This window comes from Celeribacter sp. SCSIO 80788 (genome assembly GCF_051054295.1).
In the GTDB taxonomy this organism is placed as follows: domain Bacteria; phylum Pseudomonadota; class Alphaproteobacteria; order Rhodobacterales; family Rhodobacteraceae; genus Celeribacter.
In genome coordinates this window covers 1-15,418 of record NZ_CP150482.1, presented here as the reverse complement: position 1 = coordinate 15,418, position 15,418 = coordinate 1, and the positions used below count along the sequence as shown (strand labels likewise).

15 protein-coding genes and 2 pseudogenes are annotated in these 15,418 nt (G+C 62.0%); 9 read left to right on the top strand and 8 right to left on the bottom strand.

Translation table 11 applies throughout. The features are described 5' to 3' along the window. The first annotated feature begins 7 nt into the window (after positions 1 to 7). The 4 genes from V1471_RS00085 to V1471_RS00070 all read left to right on the top strand — a co-directional run bounded on the left by V1471_RS00085 (position 8) and on the right by V1471_RS00070 (position 3,520). Positions 8 to 580 carry a sigma-70 family RNA polymerase sigma factor gene (locus V1471_RS00085; protein WP_434286215.1) on the top strand — a complete coding sequence of 191 codons (573 nt, stop codon included), beginning with the start codon at positions 8 to 10 and terminating at the stop codon, positions 578 to 580. Beyond that, on the top strand, positions 577 to 1,266 hold the full coding sequence (locus V1471_RS00080; protein ID WP_434286214.1) for an anti-sigma factor: 690 nt from the start codon (positions 577 to 579) through the stop codon (positions 1,264 to 1,266). Before V1471_RS00085 ends, V1471_RS00080 begins: the two co-directional genes overlap by 4 nt. Before the next feature lie 398 nt (positions 1,267 to 1,664). Next, positions 1,665 to 3,101, top strand: a complete 1,437-nt coding sequence (locus V1471_RS00075) for a UbiA family prenyltransferase (RefSeq protein ID WP_434286213.1) — start codon at positions 1,665 to 1,667, stop codon at positions 3,099 to 3,101. Next, a complete protein-coding gene (locus V1471_RS00070) occupies positions 3,098 to 3,520 on the top strand; it encodes a GtrA family protein (RefSeq protein ID WP_434286212.1) in 423 nt (140 codons plus the stop codon). The genes V1471_RS00075 and V1471_RS00070 overlap by 4 nt, the downstream gene beginning before the upstream one ends. A 3-nt stretch (positions 3,521 to 3,523) precedes the next feature. Here V1471_RS00070 and V1471_RS00065 read toward each other — a convergent pair whose 3' ends face one another. The 7 genes and pseudogenes from V1471_RS00065 to V1471_RS00035 form a co-directional block, all read right to left on the bottom strand. Continuing rightward, on the bottom strand, positions 3,524 to 4,927 hold the full coding sequence (locus V1471_RS00065; RefSeq protein ID WP_434286211.1) for a dihydrolipoyl dehydrogenase: 1,404 nt from the start codon (positions 4,925 to 4,927) through the stop codon (positions 3,524 to 3,526). A gap of 315 nt (positions 4,928 to 5,242) precedes the next feature. Beyond that, positions 5,243 to 5,377, bottom strand: a pseudogene (locus tag V1471_RS00060) (IS3 family transposase); the annotation flags it as partial. A gap of 109 nt (positions 5,378 to 5,486) precedes the next feature. Continuing rightward, a complete protein-coding gene (locus tag V1471_RS00055) occupies positions 5,487 to 6,323 on the bottom strand; it encodes a glycerophosphodiester phosphodiesterase (RefSeq protein ID WP_434286210.1) in 837 nt (278 codons plus the stop codon). Continuing rightward, the gene (locus V1471_RS00050) at positions 6,316 to 7,380 is read right to left on the bottom strand and encodes an ABC transporter ATP-binding protein (protein ID WP_434286209.1); all 1,065 of its coding nucleotides are present in this window, start codon (positions 7,378 to 7,380) and stop codon (positions 6,316 to 6,318) included. The genes V1471_RS00055 and V1471_RS00050 overlap by 8 nt, the downstream gene beginning before the upstream one ends. A gap of 10 nt (positions 7,381 to 7,390) precedes the next feature. Continuing rightward, the gene (locus tag V1471_RS00045) at positions 7,391 to 8,251 is read right to left on the bottom strand and encodes an ABC transporter permease (protein WP_434286208.1); all 861 of its coding nucleotides are present in this window, start codon (positions 8,249 to 8,251) and stop codon (positions 7,391 to 7,393) included. Continuing rightward, complete coding sequence (locus tag V1471_RS00040) at positions 8,248 to 9,144, bottom strand: ABC transporter permease (RefSeq protein WP_434286207.1); 897 nt, start codon at positions 9,142 to 9,144, stop codon at positions 8,248 to 8,250. Before V1471_RS00040 ends, V1471_RS00045 begins: the two co-directional genes overlap by 4 nt. Before the next feature lie 5 nt (positions 9,145 to 9,149). Further along, positions 9,150 to 10,307: an extracellular solute-binding protein gene (locus V1471_RS00035; RefSeq protein WP_434286206.1), complete on the bottom strand. Its 1,158-nt coding sequence runs from the start codon at positions 10,305 to 10,307 to the stop codon at positions 9,150 to 9,152. A 203-nt stretch (positions 10,308 to 10,510) separates the two neighbouring features. Between V1471_RS00035 and V1471_RS00030 the strand changes: the two genes are divergently transcribed. The 3 genes and pseudogenes from V1471_RS00030 to V1471_RS00020 all read left to right on the top strand — a co-directional run. Beyond that, a complete protein-coding gene (locus V1471_RS00030; RefSeq protein WP_434286205.1) occupies positions 10,511 to 11,695 on the top strand; it encodes an MFS transporter in 1,185 nt (394 codons plus the stop codon). A gap of 9 nt (positions 11,696 to 11,704) precedes the next feature. Next, positions 11,705 to 13,066 (top strand): CehA/McbA family metallohydrolase, encoded by a 1,362-nt coding sequence (locus V1471_RS00025; protein ID WP_434286204.1) that lies wholly within the window; start codon positions 11,705 to 11,707, stop codon positions 13,064 to 13,066. Between the two features lie 157 nt (positions 13,067 to 13,223). Further along, positions 13,224 to 13,429, top strand: a pseudogene (locus V1471_RS00020) (bile acid:sodium symporter); the annotation flags it as partial. A gap of 280 nt (positions 13,430 to 13,709) precedes the next feature. Here V1471_RS00020 and V1471_RS00015 read toward each other — a convergent pair. Beyond that, the gene (locus V1471_RS00015) at positions 13,710 to 14,261 is read right to left on the bottom strand and encodes a TetR/AcrR family transcriptional regulator (RefSeq protein ID WP_434286203.1); all 552 of its coding nucleotides are present in this window, start codon (positions 14,259 to 14,261) and stop codon (positions 13,710 to 13,712) included. Positions 14,262 to 14,342: 81 nt separating this feature from the next. Here V1471_RS00015 and V1471_RS00010 point away from each other — a divergent pair, with 81 nt between their 5' ends. Further along, positions 14,343 to 15,206 (top strand): alpha/beta hydrolase family protein, encoded by an 864-nt coding sequence (locus tag V1471_RS00010; RefSeq protein ID WP_434286202.1) that lies wholly within the window; start codon positions 14,343 to 14,345, stop codon positions 15,204 to 15,206. An 11-nt stretch (positions 15,207 to 15,217) separates the two neighbouring features. Continuing rightward, the coding region (locus V1471_RS00005; protein WP_434286201.1) for a hypothetical protein at positions 15,218 to 15,418 on the top strand (201 nt) is incomplete at its 3' end.

Genomic DNA, 15,418 nt, shown 5'->3' with positions numbered 1-15,418 from the left:
AGGGCGTATGGGCGACGACGCGACACAACCGCAAACCTCGCAGCCCCGAGAGAGGGTCGAGGCTCTGATCGCCCGTGTGTCCTTGGGGGAACGGGCCGCCCTCTCGGATCTTTACGATCTGACCCAAGCGAAACTTTTCGCCGTCTCGCTGCGTGTCTTGGGGGATCGCCACGCGGCCGAGGACGCTATGCACGACACCTATGTGAAAATCTGGAAGAACGCGGACCGTTACAAAGTGACGGGCCATTCGCCGATGACGTGGCTGATCACCATTGCCCGCAACACCGCGATTGACCGCCTTAGGGCACGGCGCAGCCATGCGGATGTCGGGGCCTATTCGGAGACGCTGGCCTCTTCGGCGCATACACCTGAGCAGGGAGCAATGGTCGCCTCGGAAGCAAAGCGTATTGTCGAGTGCCTCGACACCTTGCCCACCGAGCGCCGCAGTGCCATCACCGGAGCCTACCTCGACGGGCGCAACTATGCAGAACTGGCCGAGGCCGCGAAAGTGCCACTCAACACCATGCGCACGTGGTTGCGGCGCGGGTTGATTGCATTGAGGAAGTGTATGGAGCAATGAGCGAGCCGTATGACGACGATATGCTGGCGGCCGAACTGACGCTCGGACTGCTTGAGGACGCGGCGCTGACGGAGGCGCAAAAGCGGGCCGCGACCGACCGAGCCTTTGCCAAGCGCGTGCATGGGTGGGAGGCGCAACTGGCCGCCATGGCCGACCTGCCGCCCGTTGACGCCCCTGCCTCCGTCAAGGTCGCGCTGATGGCCGACCTCTTTCCCGATACCGTGAAGCCGCCGCTTTTGCAGCGGCTCGGGATCTGGCAGGCGCTGGCGGGCGGGGCCGTGGCCGCCGCGCTGGTGCTTGTGCTTGCAGTCTTCCCTATGCGCACTCCGCAAGGCACAGGCCCGCTTTACACAGCCGAGATCGCCTCTGAGATCGGGGATTTCCGCGTGGTCGCCGTGGTCGATAAGACCCGCCAAGAAGTCATCCTGACCCGCACTATGGGTGGCGCCCCTGAGGGCCGCATCCTGCAAGTCTGGGCGCATGGACCGAACGAGCCTGCACAGTCGGTTGGCCTGTGGCCCGCAGGTGAGAGCGTCCGCCTCGCTCTGCCGCCAGAAATCGCAGCGGTACGCGGCACGCTCACCTTGGGCGTCTCCGAGGAACCTGTCGGCGGCTCCCCCACAGGCTCACCGTCGGGCCGCGTCTTCGGCACCGTGGATATCCCGAATGTACAAAACGCAATTTGATCAAATGCGTGAGCATCTATTCCTAGATTGTAACCATTCGGAACGTAGCGGTTAAACTCAATCGGCGCCTCTCGGCCCAAACCAGCCGTTCGTCGGAAGGGGTGGTGCCAAGCTGTCCAGAAAACTGGGACCACTTCAAAGTGCGACACACAACTCAACCTCGCACTCGATTATTTCGGCCTTCCAATCGCTTAGAAAAATGGTGGCGAGTCTCCTACTCACCTCCCCCCCTACATCTTCGGGACATGAAATCTCCGCACTGCGGGAGAGATGATGTGGTCCGTGCCCCCGGTCTGACGCGTACACCAGCCCCTTCCTCCTCCGCGTTGCGGCATTGACATGCCCCCTCCCCGCATTCAGTCTCGGCATCATCGCGTGTCGCTGCCCGGAAAGTCGTTTTGGAACAGGCCTCTCAGCTCCCTCTCCAGACCCTCGTGGTCGATCTCGACGGCACGGTTCTGCGTACGGACATGCTGCATGAGAGCTTCTGGTCCGGCTTTGCCAGGGACTGGTCCGTGCCGTTTCGCGCACTCGGAGCGTTCATCCGGGGCAAGGCGGCGTTCAAACGGCTTCTGGCGGAGCGCTCCGATGTCGACATCGCGACCCTCCCCTATGACGAGACCGTGTTGCAGCGCCTGCGCGACTGGCGGGCTCAGGGTGGACGCACCGCGCTTGTGACCGCAACCGATCAGAGGCTCGCGAACCGCATCGCGGAACACCTCGGGCTGTTCGATCTGGTGATCGGCTCCGATGGTACCTGCAATCTCAAAGGCCCGACCAAGGCCGAGCGTCTCGTCTCGGAATTCGGCGCAGGCAATTTCATCTACATGGGCGATCATCCGGCGGACCTGCCGGTCTGGCAGGTGGCGGGCGGGGCGATCACGGTCAACGCCAAACCCGCGCTACAGGCGCGCGTCGCCTGCAACGGGCCCATCGAACATCTGGCGCCCTACACCCGCGACCTGCGCCCCTATGCCAAGGCGATCCGCCCGCATCAGTGGCTCAAGAACCTGCTGATCTTCCTGCCGATGCTGGCCGCGCATGAGCTGAACGTCGGGGTGTTTTTCCTCGCCTGTGTGGCGTTTGTCTCCTTCAGCCTCATCGCCTCCTCGGTCTATGTGCTGAACGATCTTCTCGACCTGAAGGGCGACCGGGCGCATCCGCGCAAGCGGCTTAGGCCCTTTGCCGCAGGCACGATCCCGATCGCGCGCGGCACGGTGATGGCGGCCTCGCTGCTGATCGCGGGGCTGATCCCGGCAATCCTTCTCGGGCCGAACTTTCTTGTCATCATGCTGGCCTATTACGTGCTGACCATGGCCTATTCGCTCTGGCTCAAACGACATCTGGTCATCGACATTTTCGCACTCGCCGGGCTTTACACCCTGCGCATCCTCGCGGGCGGCACCAGCGCGAGCATTCCGATGTCGGTCTGGCTTCTAGCCTTCTCGATCTTCTTCTTTTTCTCGCTCGCCGCCGTGAAACGTCAGGCCGAGCTGGTCGACAGTCGCAATTCCGGCAAGCTCAAGGCCCATGGGCGTGGCTATCATGTCGAGGATGTGCCCATCGTGACAATGATGGCGCTGGCCTCTGGCTATATTTCCGTCCTCGTCATGGCGCTTTATATCAGCGCGCCGCATGTTCTGGAAATGTATCCGCAGCCGGGCTTTCTTTGGGGCGCCTGTCTGGTGCTGCTCTACTGGATCAGCCGCATGGTGATGACCACCCATCGCGGTCAGATGAACGACGATCCGGTGCTCTATGCCGCGAAAGACAGGGTCAGCCTGATTTGCTTTGGCCTCATCTTCGCCCTCGGGGTCGCCGGCACCTTGCTATGAGCGCCACACCGCTGCCCCTGCCTGCGCTGGCCCTGCGCTACGCGGCCTTCGCCACCCTTGCCACGCTGGCCAATCTCGGGGCGCAGCGGCTCGCGCTTGCGCTATGGCCCGGCCCCGGCGCGCTGCTCGTGGCTTTGATCACAGGCACCGGAATCGGGCTTGTCGTCAAATACCTGCTCGACAAGCGCTGGATTTTCTACGACCGCGAGGGCGGTGCACGGGCGCATGGTCGCAAATTCGGGCTTTATACCGCCATGGGGCTGATCACGACGGCGATTTTCTGGGGCATGGAGGCCGGAGCCTGGGCGCTCTGGCACAGCACCACCGCGCGCGAGGCCGGTGCAATCCTCGGCCTCGCCATTGGCTATGTGGTCAAGTTTCAGCTCGACCGGCGCTATGTGTTCCGGTCGAGCCTTTGATCCTTACGCGGGCGTCAGACCCGGCGGGTGCGGTAGTTTATGGCCGCTGTTCGCCAGACAGCTCATCAGCGCGTCTTGCAAGGTTTCTTCGAGCACCGGGTGATAGAACGGGCTTTCGAGACAGGCGTCCACCGTCAGCCCCTGTTCGATCGCCAGCGCCAGCCAATGCGCCATATGCTCGCCCGCGCCAATCGCCAGCGTCGCACCCAGAAGTTTCAGCGAGCTCTTGTCGGCATAGACCCGGATCGTGCCTGCGGTCTCCGCCTTGACCTTCGAACGCCCGTTGCCTTCCGCAGAGGCAACACCGATAGCGATCTGCTCCGGATCGAGCGTGTCGAAAGACGCGCCGACCGTGGCGATCTGCGGGCTGGTGAAGGCCACCCCCAGCGGCACGCGGCGGCGGAAGGGTTTGCGGCTGCCCGCGATAATATTGAGCGCGGCGATCTTGCCCTCGTCCTTGGCTTCATGCAGCAGCGGACGTTCGGCATTGGCATCCCCCGTCAGATAGACCGGCAGATCGCCGATCTGTAGCGTTTCGCGGTCGTAAGCGGGCATGCCGTGGCCGTCCAGCTCGACACCGAGGGTCTCAAGGCCCAGACCGGTGACATTGGGGCGTCGCCCGATGCTTGCGAGCACGCGTTCGACATTCACCGTCTTGCCGCCCGCCGTTATCGTGACCGTGCCATCGGCTTCGAGCTTCGGCTCGACGCTCGCGCCCAGGGTGATCGACATATCCCGCCCAAGCCATTCGGCGGCGGATTCGGCCACCACCGGGTCCTTGATCCCGGCAATCACCGGCGCGGCGTCAAAGCCGTGCACCTCGACCCCCAGACGGCCCAGCGCCTGACCGATTTCGCAACCGATCACACCAAGTCCCACCACCGCGATGGATTTCGGCAGATCCGGTTGTTCGAAAAACGTATCCGTGGTCAGAAGCGCCTCGCCCAGCGCGCGAAACGGCGCGGGCAGAACCGGGGTCGATCCGGTCGCGATGAGGATCGCCCCGGCCTCGATCTCTTCGCCATTCACCACGACACGGTTCGGGCCGAGGATCGTCGCATGGCCGTCGATGAACTGGGTCTCGTCGAGATGTTTATGGGTGCGCGTGATGAAGCCGTTCACCAGCTTGTCGCGGATCGCCCGCACCCGCGCCATGACCGCAGGCCCGTCGACGGCAAGCGCCTCCGTGCCACTCAGGCCGAACGCTTTCTGGCGCTCCCGATCATGATAAAGCGTCGCGACCTCGATCAGCGCCTTGGACGGCATACAGCCGACGCGGGCGCAGGTGGTGCCTTCCGGCCCGGAATTGATCAGAACGACGCTCTTGCCCGCCCTGAGCAAGGTGAAAAGTGCCGTCACACCGGCACTACCGGCCCCGAGAATGGCCACATCGACTTTGCGTGTCATGAATCATGTCCTTTATATGCTTCTGCGACGCCGCACAGAGACCGGGGTCTCCGCACGGCTTCGCTCAACTGATGATGTCATAACATGTATCTATCGCGGAACAATCGTCGCGCCACGCGACAAGACGACACCCGTGCCCCCCGGTATCTCAGCGCTCCCCACGCACAGTCCTCCCAGAGCAGCGGGCAGTTTGGCGTTGCGCCTGGCGATCAGCAGCACCAGCATGACCGCCACGAAAGGCAGCATCTGCACCACAAAGGAACCGAAGCGCCTGAACAAAAGCGCGAACGGTTGAGATGCAGTGTGTCAGCGGCAATAGGTGTGTTCAACAACGCCAACCTGTCTGATCGCATCCAGACGAGACCTGCCTTGTCCCATCAGGACCTCGACCTGCCGTAACTTCGAGACGATCCCTTCCGGCCCTTCCGGCTTCGGTCGCTTGCTGGCCAGAGCCGCCCCTCCATTTCTTAAACATAGGGGGACCCATGCAACTGGAGAGGCTCAGTGGCCCACGGCTATTTCCGATCCATACCAGACGGAACTGACGCCTTCGTTCAGATCAACGACAGGCGGCGTACAGTCCTTCCGGATCGTCGCTCGTAATCTGATCTACGCCCAATTCCATCAGACGTTCGCAGAGCGCCACTGTCGCGGGCGTGGTGGTTTGGACCGTGTAGGCGTCGATCCTGCGGCCCTCGGCATGAAACGCCGCGATCATATCGAAATCGCGCCCCAGCGCATCGAAGATGAGCCGGATGTCGAGATAGATCAGCTCCGCCCGACCTGCTTCATCGAGCGCCCGCGTCACAAAGCCCGTGTCGTTTCCGGAAAGCGCCAGCGCTTCTCTCGTCCCGAAATGACAGGGATCGTGTCCGACCTGCATATCGGGCAAGGCCTGTGCCAGCCGCGTGACGGCTTTTGCATCTCCGCCCGACAGGATCAAATGGCGCTGAACCGGCGCGACACTTTGCGCAAATGCGTGAATGTCGGCTTCCGTGAGCGTTTCTGAGATCTCTTTGAGATCGAGTTGAAGCAGGGCACCGTCACCGATGCGAGTCCCGGAAAGATGCGCACAGAGGTCGCCGAGCAGAGCGATGGGCGTCTCTGTGGCGAGCCCCGCATTGTCCCGCCTCCTGAGCGTCCGGATCTGCACCGCCGTGGCTTCGGACACGAGGCCCTTTCCGGTTGTCGCGCGATCCAGCGTGTCGTCATGGAGTACGGCAAACCCGCCACCGGCATGACGAACGATGTCGATCTCGACAGAAGCCCCGAGGCGCATGCCCTCGACGATCCGCGCCGGATCAAACTCCATGTCGGAGGCGCATCGGCGCCCCCGGTGCCATTTGAGCCAAGTGCGGCCCTTGGCGTGGTTCAGTGCGACGGGCGCGTCAGACATGTTCGACCTGCCGTGCTTCGGACGACGTTACATCGGCCAGTTTTTCTGAACCGCGAAACAGGGCGACACGGCTGGCGTGCAGTGCGACGGTTTCGCCGGTCGCGAGACGTGTGGCGGGCGGGCACATAGCCTTGATCCGGGTCCCGTCCTCCAGTTCAATGTCCACGAGGATATGTGTCCCATAGTCGGTTGTCCGGTGAACGCGCGCGCCTGCACGGGCATCGGAGACAACCGTGATCGCCTCGGGCCGGATCGCAAGCTCGACGGGGCCGTCGCTGACCTTTGCTTCGATTTGAAAGAGCGGATGATCGCTGCGCCCGCCGCGCATGTCGCAGGCGAGGAAGTTCATCGAACCGATGAACCCCGCGACAAACCGCGTCGCGGGCGCACGATACATCTGATCGGGGCTTGCGACCTGTTCGATCTCGCCGCCTTGCAGGACAACGATCCGGTCCGCCAGCGCCAGAGCCTCGTCCTGACCATGGGTCACGAACAGCGTGGTAATGCCGAGACGGCGCTGAATGTCGCGCAGTTCTTCACGGAGGTGTTCACGCAAATGCTGATCGAGGCTGGCAAAAGGCTCGTCGAGCAAAAGAATTTTCGGTTCGAGCACCAGCGCACGCGCAATCGCAACCCGCTGTTGTTGCCCGCCCGAAAGCTGCCAGACCCGGCGTTTGCCATAGTCGGCAAGCCCCACCAGTTCGAGCGCCTCAGACACTTTCATCTGAATGTCACGGCGCGGCATCCGGCGCAGTTTCAGACCGAAAGCGATGTTGTCGGCGACCGACATATGAGACCAGAGCGCGTGGCTTTGGAACACCATGCCGGTCGGGCGTTTCTCCGGCGGAATGCGGGTCACGTCCTGACCGTCGATCAGAATGCTGCCGCGATCCGGGGTTTCGAACCCGCCGACCATGCGCAGGATCGTGGATTTGCCCGAGCCCGACGGTCCGAGAAGGCAGACCAGTTCGCCGTCTTTGACATCGAGGGAGGTGTCGCGGATGACCTCGGTTCCGTCGAAGGATTTGCCGATATTCTTGAGAGTGAGTTGAGCCATGGTTTTCTCCTCAGACGCCGAAGCCCTTGGCAAAGGATGCGGACCCGACAAGGCGGCGGGTGAACATCAGCGCGAAGAAGCTTGGCACCCACAACAGGACCGACAGCACCGCGCCGTATTGCACGACGATCTGGTTGTTGATGAAGGTGATCATGAGGACGGGCATGGTGCGGATTTCCGGTGCGCCGATGAGCCATGCGCCCTCGGTTTCATAAAATGTGCCGACAAAGCTCAAAAGCACGGCGGCAAAGATGGTCGGGGCGGCCTGCGGCAGGCTGACCGACCAGAACACCCGCAGAGGCCCCGCGCCTGCATCGCGGGCGGCTTCTTCCATCGCGCGGTCGACATTCTGAAAAGCCGCGACGGGAATCCAGATCATCATCATCAGCGTGCCGACGAGTTGGATCAGCACGACGCCCCAGAAGGTGGAGATCAGGCCCAGATTAAGGAAAATCCCGGCGATGGCAACCAGAAGGCCGAATTTGGGAAAGGCATGCGAAGCAAGGAAGGAAAGGAACAACACGTTGCGTCCCGGAAAATCCAGCCGCGCAAACGCATAGGCCGCTGGCAAACAGATCAGCGCCGACAAAAGCGTCACCGTCAGGGAGAGCCGGATCGACAGGAACATGGCGCCCCAGACATCGGGCCGCGACAGGGTGTCGTTCCAGAAGCGCAGGCCGAATTTCTGCGGCAAAAGGCTTGGATAGCGCCAGACCTCGGCAAAGGCCCAGATCGCGACGACAATCAGCGGGACGACAATGACGATCCCGAGCGCGACGGTGATGCCAAGGCCGAGCCAGTCGGTCCGTTTGGTCTTATGGGTCGGGATTTGGGTCTCATGAGACAGGGCGATGGGGTCGATGGCGGTCATCGCCGGGCCTCCCGGTTTTTGGCGATGGAGCGGACATAGAACGCGCCGAACCCGGCACAGATGACAAATGTGATGACAGCCTGTGTGACGGCCATGCGCGGGTCCTGAACCTGCGAAAAGGTCCGCTGCATGAACGGCCCCATCATTTCCGGCGAGGCAGGGCCGAGGACATAGGGGAGCGTAAAGGCCGAGAAAATGCTCAGAACCGTAAAGGACAGCACCACGAGCATCGCATTACCGATCTGCGGCAGGATGATGTAGCGCAACAGCGCGATATGGCGGGCTCCCGCGTCCCGCGCCGCTTCGACCGCATTGTCGGACACACCGCCCAGCCCCGCGACAAGCATCAGAGTGGTCAGCGGAATATTATCCCAGACCAGACCGATCACCGGCCCCCAAGGCGTCAGATAGGGCGAATTGAGTTTCGGCAGCCCGAGCGCATTGAGCACGAGATCCACGCCGCCGTTCGGACCGATGGTGCGGATCAACGCATAGGCGAGGATGACCGACGGCACGAACATCGGGAAAAGCGCAAGCCCCTGAACGACCGCCGCGATCCGGCTTTTGGCAAAGCGCAGATAGAGCGCCAACGGCAAGCAGATCGCCATGAGCAAAGCCGCGCAAACCATTGTCACCCAGAGCGTCAGCCAAAGGTTTGCAAGCGAATAGCTATCGGTGAAAAATCTCTGATAGGTGTCGAGACTGAAGCTGACGCCCGCCTCGCCTTTTACGAAAAGTGTACGCGCGACCGCGTTGAAGATCGGGTAGATGATCAACCAACCCAGAAGAATGACCGGAGCAGCAACGAGAAGGAGGCCCGTAAGCCCCCTTCCGTGACGTTTCGCAAAGCCATCCTTCCGGACGATGCTGTCCGGGGATGCCAGGTCTGTCATTCCGATTAGCCCCGCGAGATGCCCGGAGCCACGTTGCGATACCAACCGTCGTTGATCGCCGCATCCCAGTCGCCGCCCGGGAAGGTCGGGATCGAGGCGGGGATGACGTCCTTGTATTTCTCACGCAGGGTGGCGTCGACATAGTCCCAGGACACGCCCGGGAAGCCGCCAAGCTCGGTGATGATTTTGGACTGGACCTCTTCGCTCAGAACATAGTTTGCAAGCTGCATCGCGACGTCTTTATGCGTGGCATTGGTCGGCACGGTGATGCGGCTGAAACCACCGCAAAGCGCGAGGTCCTGAAGCTGCACGAGACCTGTGGTTTCCGGCAGAACGCCCATGCTGAGCGCCTGAAGCACCTGATCGGACCACACCGGCGTCATCGTGACAACGCCCTGCGCCAGAAGCTGGATCGACTGGGTGTTGCCGGAGGTATAGGCGCCCGCTTCATAGAGGCTCGGAGCCAGGTCTTTCAACAGCCCCCAAGCGCCCGGCAGTGTGTCGTTCGCATAGGCGTCGGAATAGTTGGCAAGCGTGAATTTCAGCGGATCGCGGCCGTTGGCCTCGTGGATCGCACGACGCACAAAATTGCCACCGGAGCCGCCTTTGTCCGGGCGGTTGTAGACGAACTGGCCCGGGTTCGCATGGATCCATGCGGTCATCTCGCCCCATGTTTTCGGCGCATCTTCCGGCGAGACGCGGGTGGCGTCATAGGCGAGCAGAACCTGAGACCCGCGGTACGGCAGATCGAAATCCGTCTGTTTCGCGGCCGGGTTGACTTTGGACCAGCCTTCCATGCCCGCCTCGGCAAAATCGACCCAGAGACCGGCTTCGATGGAGCCCGCGGTCTGGTCCGGCGTATAGGCTTCGAAAACGTCGACCTGCGGATCGTTGGACGTCCCGAGAGCCGCCATCGCACGATCGGCAATCGCCCGGAGACCCGCACCGTCACCGGCATCGACCACGCGGACTTTCGCAGCACCGTTCACCTTCTGGAAGCCGGGAAGAATGACGTTGGTCCAGAAATCGGAAATGTTGCTGTCAGAGCCGGTGTAGACGTTGACGAAACCATCGGCGGCAAGAGCAATGCGTGGCATCGCAAGCGTCGCGGAAGAGACGGCTGCCGTTTTCAGGAAGCCGCGGCGGGAGAGTTGGGAGGTCATGACATATCCTGTCTTGTCTTGGAATAGTTCCGCCGAAAGGGAAATCGGCAGACTGGTCATGCAGCCTCATAAAAACGAACCAAAACGGTTTGATGATGGTTTGACGACAGAAATATGAACTTTGACAGCGCTAACATTCCCACTTTGACAGCCTCTTAAAATGGTGATTGAGCAGGCGCGTTCCTCTCTGACCGGACCAACGAATGCCCGCTTCCCTGCCTCTCGCCTTTCTCCCCGCCAGCATCTTCTTTGCCAATGCGACGCTCTATGTGACGCTCTATTCCCGCCTGCCGGAAGTCAGCAGCGCTCAGGGCGTTTCCCCTTCGGCACTGGGGCTGGCGCTTCTGGCGCAAACAGGGGGCACATTGCTCGGCTTTCCGGTCGCAGCACCGCTGATCGATCGCTTCGGCGCCCGTCGCGTGGCGGGGGCGATGCTCTTGGCGGCCATGATCCTTTTGCCCACCGCGGCCACCGGCGTCACCGGTCCGGGGCTTTGGGGCATTGCCATCCCGCTGTGTCTCTATGGCTCCGCAATGGCTGTTCTGGAAGTGGCGAAAAACCTGATCGCCGCGCGGATCGAGGAGCGCAGCGGCCGGAACGTGATTTCCAAAAGCCACGGGTTCTGGTCGGCCGGCCTGTTCGTCGGGGCACTGATCGGCGGCTGGGCAGCCGGAGCGGGCATGTCCACCGGAACAGAGCTGCTCTGGCTCGGCTGCGCCTTTCTGCCCCTCGTCATCCTTCTGCTTGTCCGCGCAGGCGATAAGGAACCAATGGGACCCGCGCCGGACAGCGGTCCGAAATTTGCGAGACCCGACGCCTTTGTGATCGGGCTTCTCATACTGGTCGCGGGGTTCAGCATCACCGAGGGGGTCATCTACGACTGGTCCATGTTCTACCTCCGACAGGATTTGGCTCTGGACGCCAACACGGCTGCGAAAATCTACGCCGCATTCACGATCGGGATGTTCGTTGCGCGCATGGTCGGCGATGACCTGCGCAATCGATTCCCGACGCCGCATCTGATCCGCTATATGGCGGTTTTCGTGTTGCTTGGCGTTGCGATGACGGTGTTCGGACCCAAAATCGCCCTCGGGCCGCTCTATCTCGGCTTCATTCTGATCGGGGCCGGTGTGGCCTTGGCCGCCCCCGTGGCGACAGCGCTGGCCATGCGCCATCCGACGCGCTCGGCAACACGGACGATGGCCTCCTATTCACTCGTTTCGCTTTTGGCGCTGTTTGCCGTTCCACCGCTGATGGGCACAATTGTCGAAACCCATGGCGCGGTCTGGGCGATTGTCTTTTCGTCTCCTCTGCTCGGCATCGTCGCGCTCTGCGCGCCGCGCATCGTCTTGCGCATGCGCAATGTCTCAACCGAACCACAGTCATAGGAAAGCGCAATGTCTCTGACATTCACCGGCCAACTCGACCTCGATCATATGGGCACGCATGTGCCGCATGGTTTCACCCTGCCGGAGGGCGTCGGTACCCTGCGTCTGAACTTTACCCACGACCCTGCGCATCCGGGCAGCGGCGACATTCCGCACCAGTTGTCGATCTCCGTGTACGGACCCGATGGCGCGCGCGGCACACGACATAACAACGCCGACCAAAGCCCCGTGATCTCCACACACCATGCCTCTCCCGGTTACCTGCCCGGTCCGATCGAGGCCGGGAACTGGAGGGTCGAGATCGACGTTCACCGCATTCTGCCGCCGGGCCGTGTCACGTACAGCATCGAGGTTGCGTGGGACGCGGATGAGCTGCCGGTTCCGGAAACGCCTCGGGCCAAATTCGGTGAACGCAAACGCGGCCCGGGGTGGTACAAGGGCGATCTGCACGGCCATACGCTTCATTCAGACGGTCGCCTGACGGTCGAGGACTATCTCGATTATGCACTTGAGCGCGGTTTCGATTTCGTGGCCCTGACGGATCACAACACGACTTCAGCACTGCCGGAGCTGATGACGCGTGCAGGTGAGGCGATCACCATCATTCCAGGTGAGGAACTGACCACCTACAACGGGCATGCGCTTGTGCTTGGAACCACCGACTGGGTCGATTGGACCGTTCGCGACGGGCAGACCATGGGCGCCCGCGCCCGCGGCGTCGCAGCAGTCGGCAAGGTCTTTGTCATCGCGCATCCCAAATCCGAGGGACACCCGTTCTGTACCGGATGTCGCTGGGCTTTCGCCGATCTTCTTCCCGGTGTCGCCCGTCATGTCGAGGTCTGGAACGGTCCATGGACGTCCTGTCCGCAGAACCCCGGCGGTGTGGCGCTGTTTTACCAGTGGCTCAATCAAGGTTACCGGATGGTTGCGACATGCGGCACCGACACTCACCGCCGCGCCACTGAGGGACAGCGTTTCGGGTTCAATGTCATTCGGGCCGAGGACAACACGCGTCCCGCCCTGCTCGACGGGCTGCGCGCGGGCGAATCCTACGTCACCAGCGGCCCGTTGCTTTCGGCTTGGGCGAATGCCTCAGGGGACAACGCGACCTTCGGGGGCTGCCTGCCCGAAGGCGAAGTTACGGTGACCTGCCTCCTCGGCGAGGGCGATTTGCCCGACGGCCTGAACCTGTCCCTCATCCACTGCGGCACAGTTGTCGCGAGCGCGTCCTGTATCGCCGGTATGGAACTGACCGAAACCTTCACGGCCCGCTCCGGAGAATGGGTCACATGGGAAATCAGGGACAGCGCCGGTCACATTCACACACTCACCAACGCCATCCGCTTCGGCGGAGAAGACGTCTGGAGATAAGATATTACCGCCCCTTTGCGAAACGGAGTTAAGATGTGCTGAGCTTCGACGAAAGCGTTCAAAGCGAGCGATGTCCTGAAGCCCGGCAAAGTGCTGTCTGTCTTCTGTTTTGTGGTCCGTTTGGTCTTCTTCCCCGCATGCTCCTATCCCTCATTTCGCACCGCGACTGGGGGAAACGGTGACGCTCGGACTGTTGTTCCTTTCAGTACTGCCGTCGACAGTGCAATCCTCCATCGCCTTTACTTCCATGGCCGGGGGAAATGTGCCCGCAGCAATTTGTGCGGCATCTCTTTCCAACATCCTGAGGTCTTCCTGACCCCGGCGCTGGTGGCGGTCATGTTGCATCAGGGTGGCAGCGGGGTGCGTTCGAGCTTCCCGTGATGATCTCTCACATGAACCAGTTTCTGGCCTGCGCCTCTCTGGCACAGACAGCCGTCTGAAACCGATCGGGAGGCGTTCACCGCCACTGCCAGAGGAGCCCGGCTTGGGCAGGACAGACGCGAACGCCCGGCCTTGTGAAGCTGCGCCGCAACGGTCGATAGCGTGGCTCATGCCCGGTATGGACCGGAAGTCTCGATGCCTCGGGAAGGGCTGAGAACGGTCGCTGGCTGCACCAAACACAGATGTCTGGTTCGGCAAGAAGTCAGAGTTTTGCCCTGAGTTCCCGCGCCAGTTGGGCAAAGGCCGCGTTGGATTGTTGGGCAAAGGCAATGACCCACGCGCCTTGCAATTGACAGTGCAAGGAAAAGGCCGCCTCGTCGGGCCGGGGATGACCCAACCGTTTGGCGTGTTTCTCGATACATTTCGTCCAGCTGCCATACACCTCCTGCGCGGTGATCTGGAGGCGCGGCTCCAGCGGGGCGGCTTGCAGGATGCTGAGCACGGGACAGGCCGGGACATGAGTCTGTGACGTCACCTCGGCGGCAATGGCCTCACACACCATGAGCGCACCTTCGTCAAAGCTTTCGGCCTGCGCGAAGGTCGCATCGAGCAACCGTTCCAGCCACGCACCGGCCCAGCGTGTCGCGGCTTCGGCCAGTTCCTGTTTGCCGTTCGGGAAATGGTAATACAGCGACCCTTTGGGCAGCCCCGCTTGTTTGAGAATCTCCGAAAGACCAACGCCCGCATACCCCTTCTGGCGAAAGAGGTTCGAGGCGGTGCGGATCAGCTTGTCGCGAGACGTTGGGTCACTCATGGCAAAAGGGATAGCGCCATTGGACCGATTGGTCTATTGCTTCCGTAGACCAGTCGGTCCAATGCAAGGAAAGCGAGAGTTTTGGAACAGGCCGCGCAGACAATCTCCATCCCGACAGAGGGGGCCACACTTGTCGGGACTTGGTATCCGGCATCCGCTGCGCCCCGGGCCAGCTTGGTGCTGCATGGGGCCACCGGTGTGCCGCAGCGCTTTTACCGGCATTTCGCCGCTTGGGCTGCCGAGCGCGGGATCAGCGTTCTGACCTATGACTATCGGGATTTCGGCGCATCCCAGACCCGACCGATGCGCGACAGTCAGGCGAATTTCGCGGACTGGGCCGTGCACGATCAGACCGCAGCACTCGATACGATGGCCAAACTGGCTCCGACAGGCCCCTTGTGGGTGCTCGGGCACAGTTTGGGCGGGCTCGGTCTTCCCTTCCAGACCCTGCCCGACCGCGTCACACGCATCACCACCATCGGCGCCGGAATCGGACATTATACCGACCATCCCTGGAGCTACCGCCCAAAGGTTCTGGCCTTCTGGTTCGCGCTTGGCCCCGTGGCGACCGCCCTTGCGGGCTATATGCCGGGCAAACGATTGTTGCTGGGGGCCGATTTGCCCGCCGGTGTCTATTGGCAGTGGCGCAGATGGTGCACCCGGCGCGATTTTTACGCCTCGGACATCGGCGTCACCCTGCCCAAACTGAATTACAGCATCGCGGGCAAGGACATCCGTATTTGCGTTGCCGCCGACGATGCCGTCGTCCCGCCGGTTGCGGTCCGACGCTATGCGGAGGCCTTTGCGACCTCGGATGCCGAGCTTCGCATCTTCGATCCTGCCGACTACGGTCTGCATGCGCTCAAACATATCGAAGTCCTGTCCAAAGAGAGCGCGCCCGTCTGGGCCGATCTCCTTGAATTGCCCCAGCCCGACCTGACCTGAAAGGCCCTCCCATGACGGATGATGCGACACGCGGTGGAACCCGCTCCGAAATCCTGAGCGCCCGCGCCCGGAAAACCATCCTCTTGGCCAATATCGCCATGATTGCGATGATCGTGATCCATGACAGCGATCACGTCCGGCAGGCCGCGAACTGGTGCTATACGATCAGCGCGCAGCTTTGGCTGGTGAATGTGTCCGTCTATGTGCCGAGC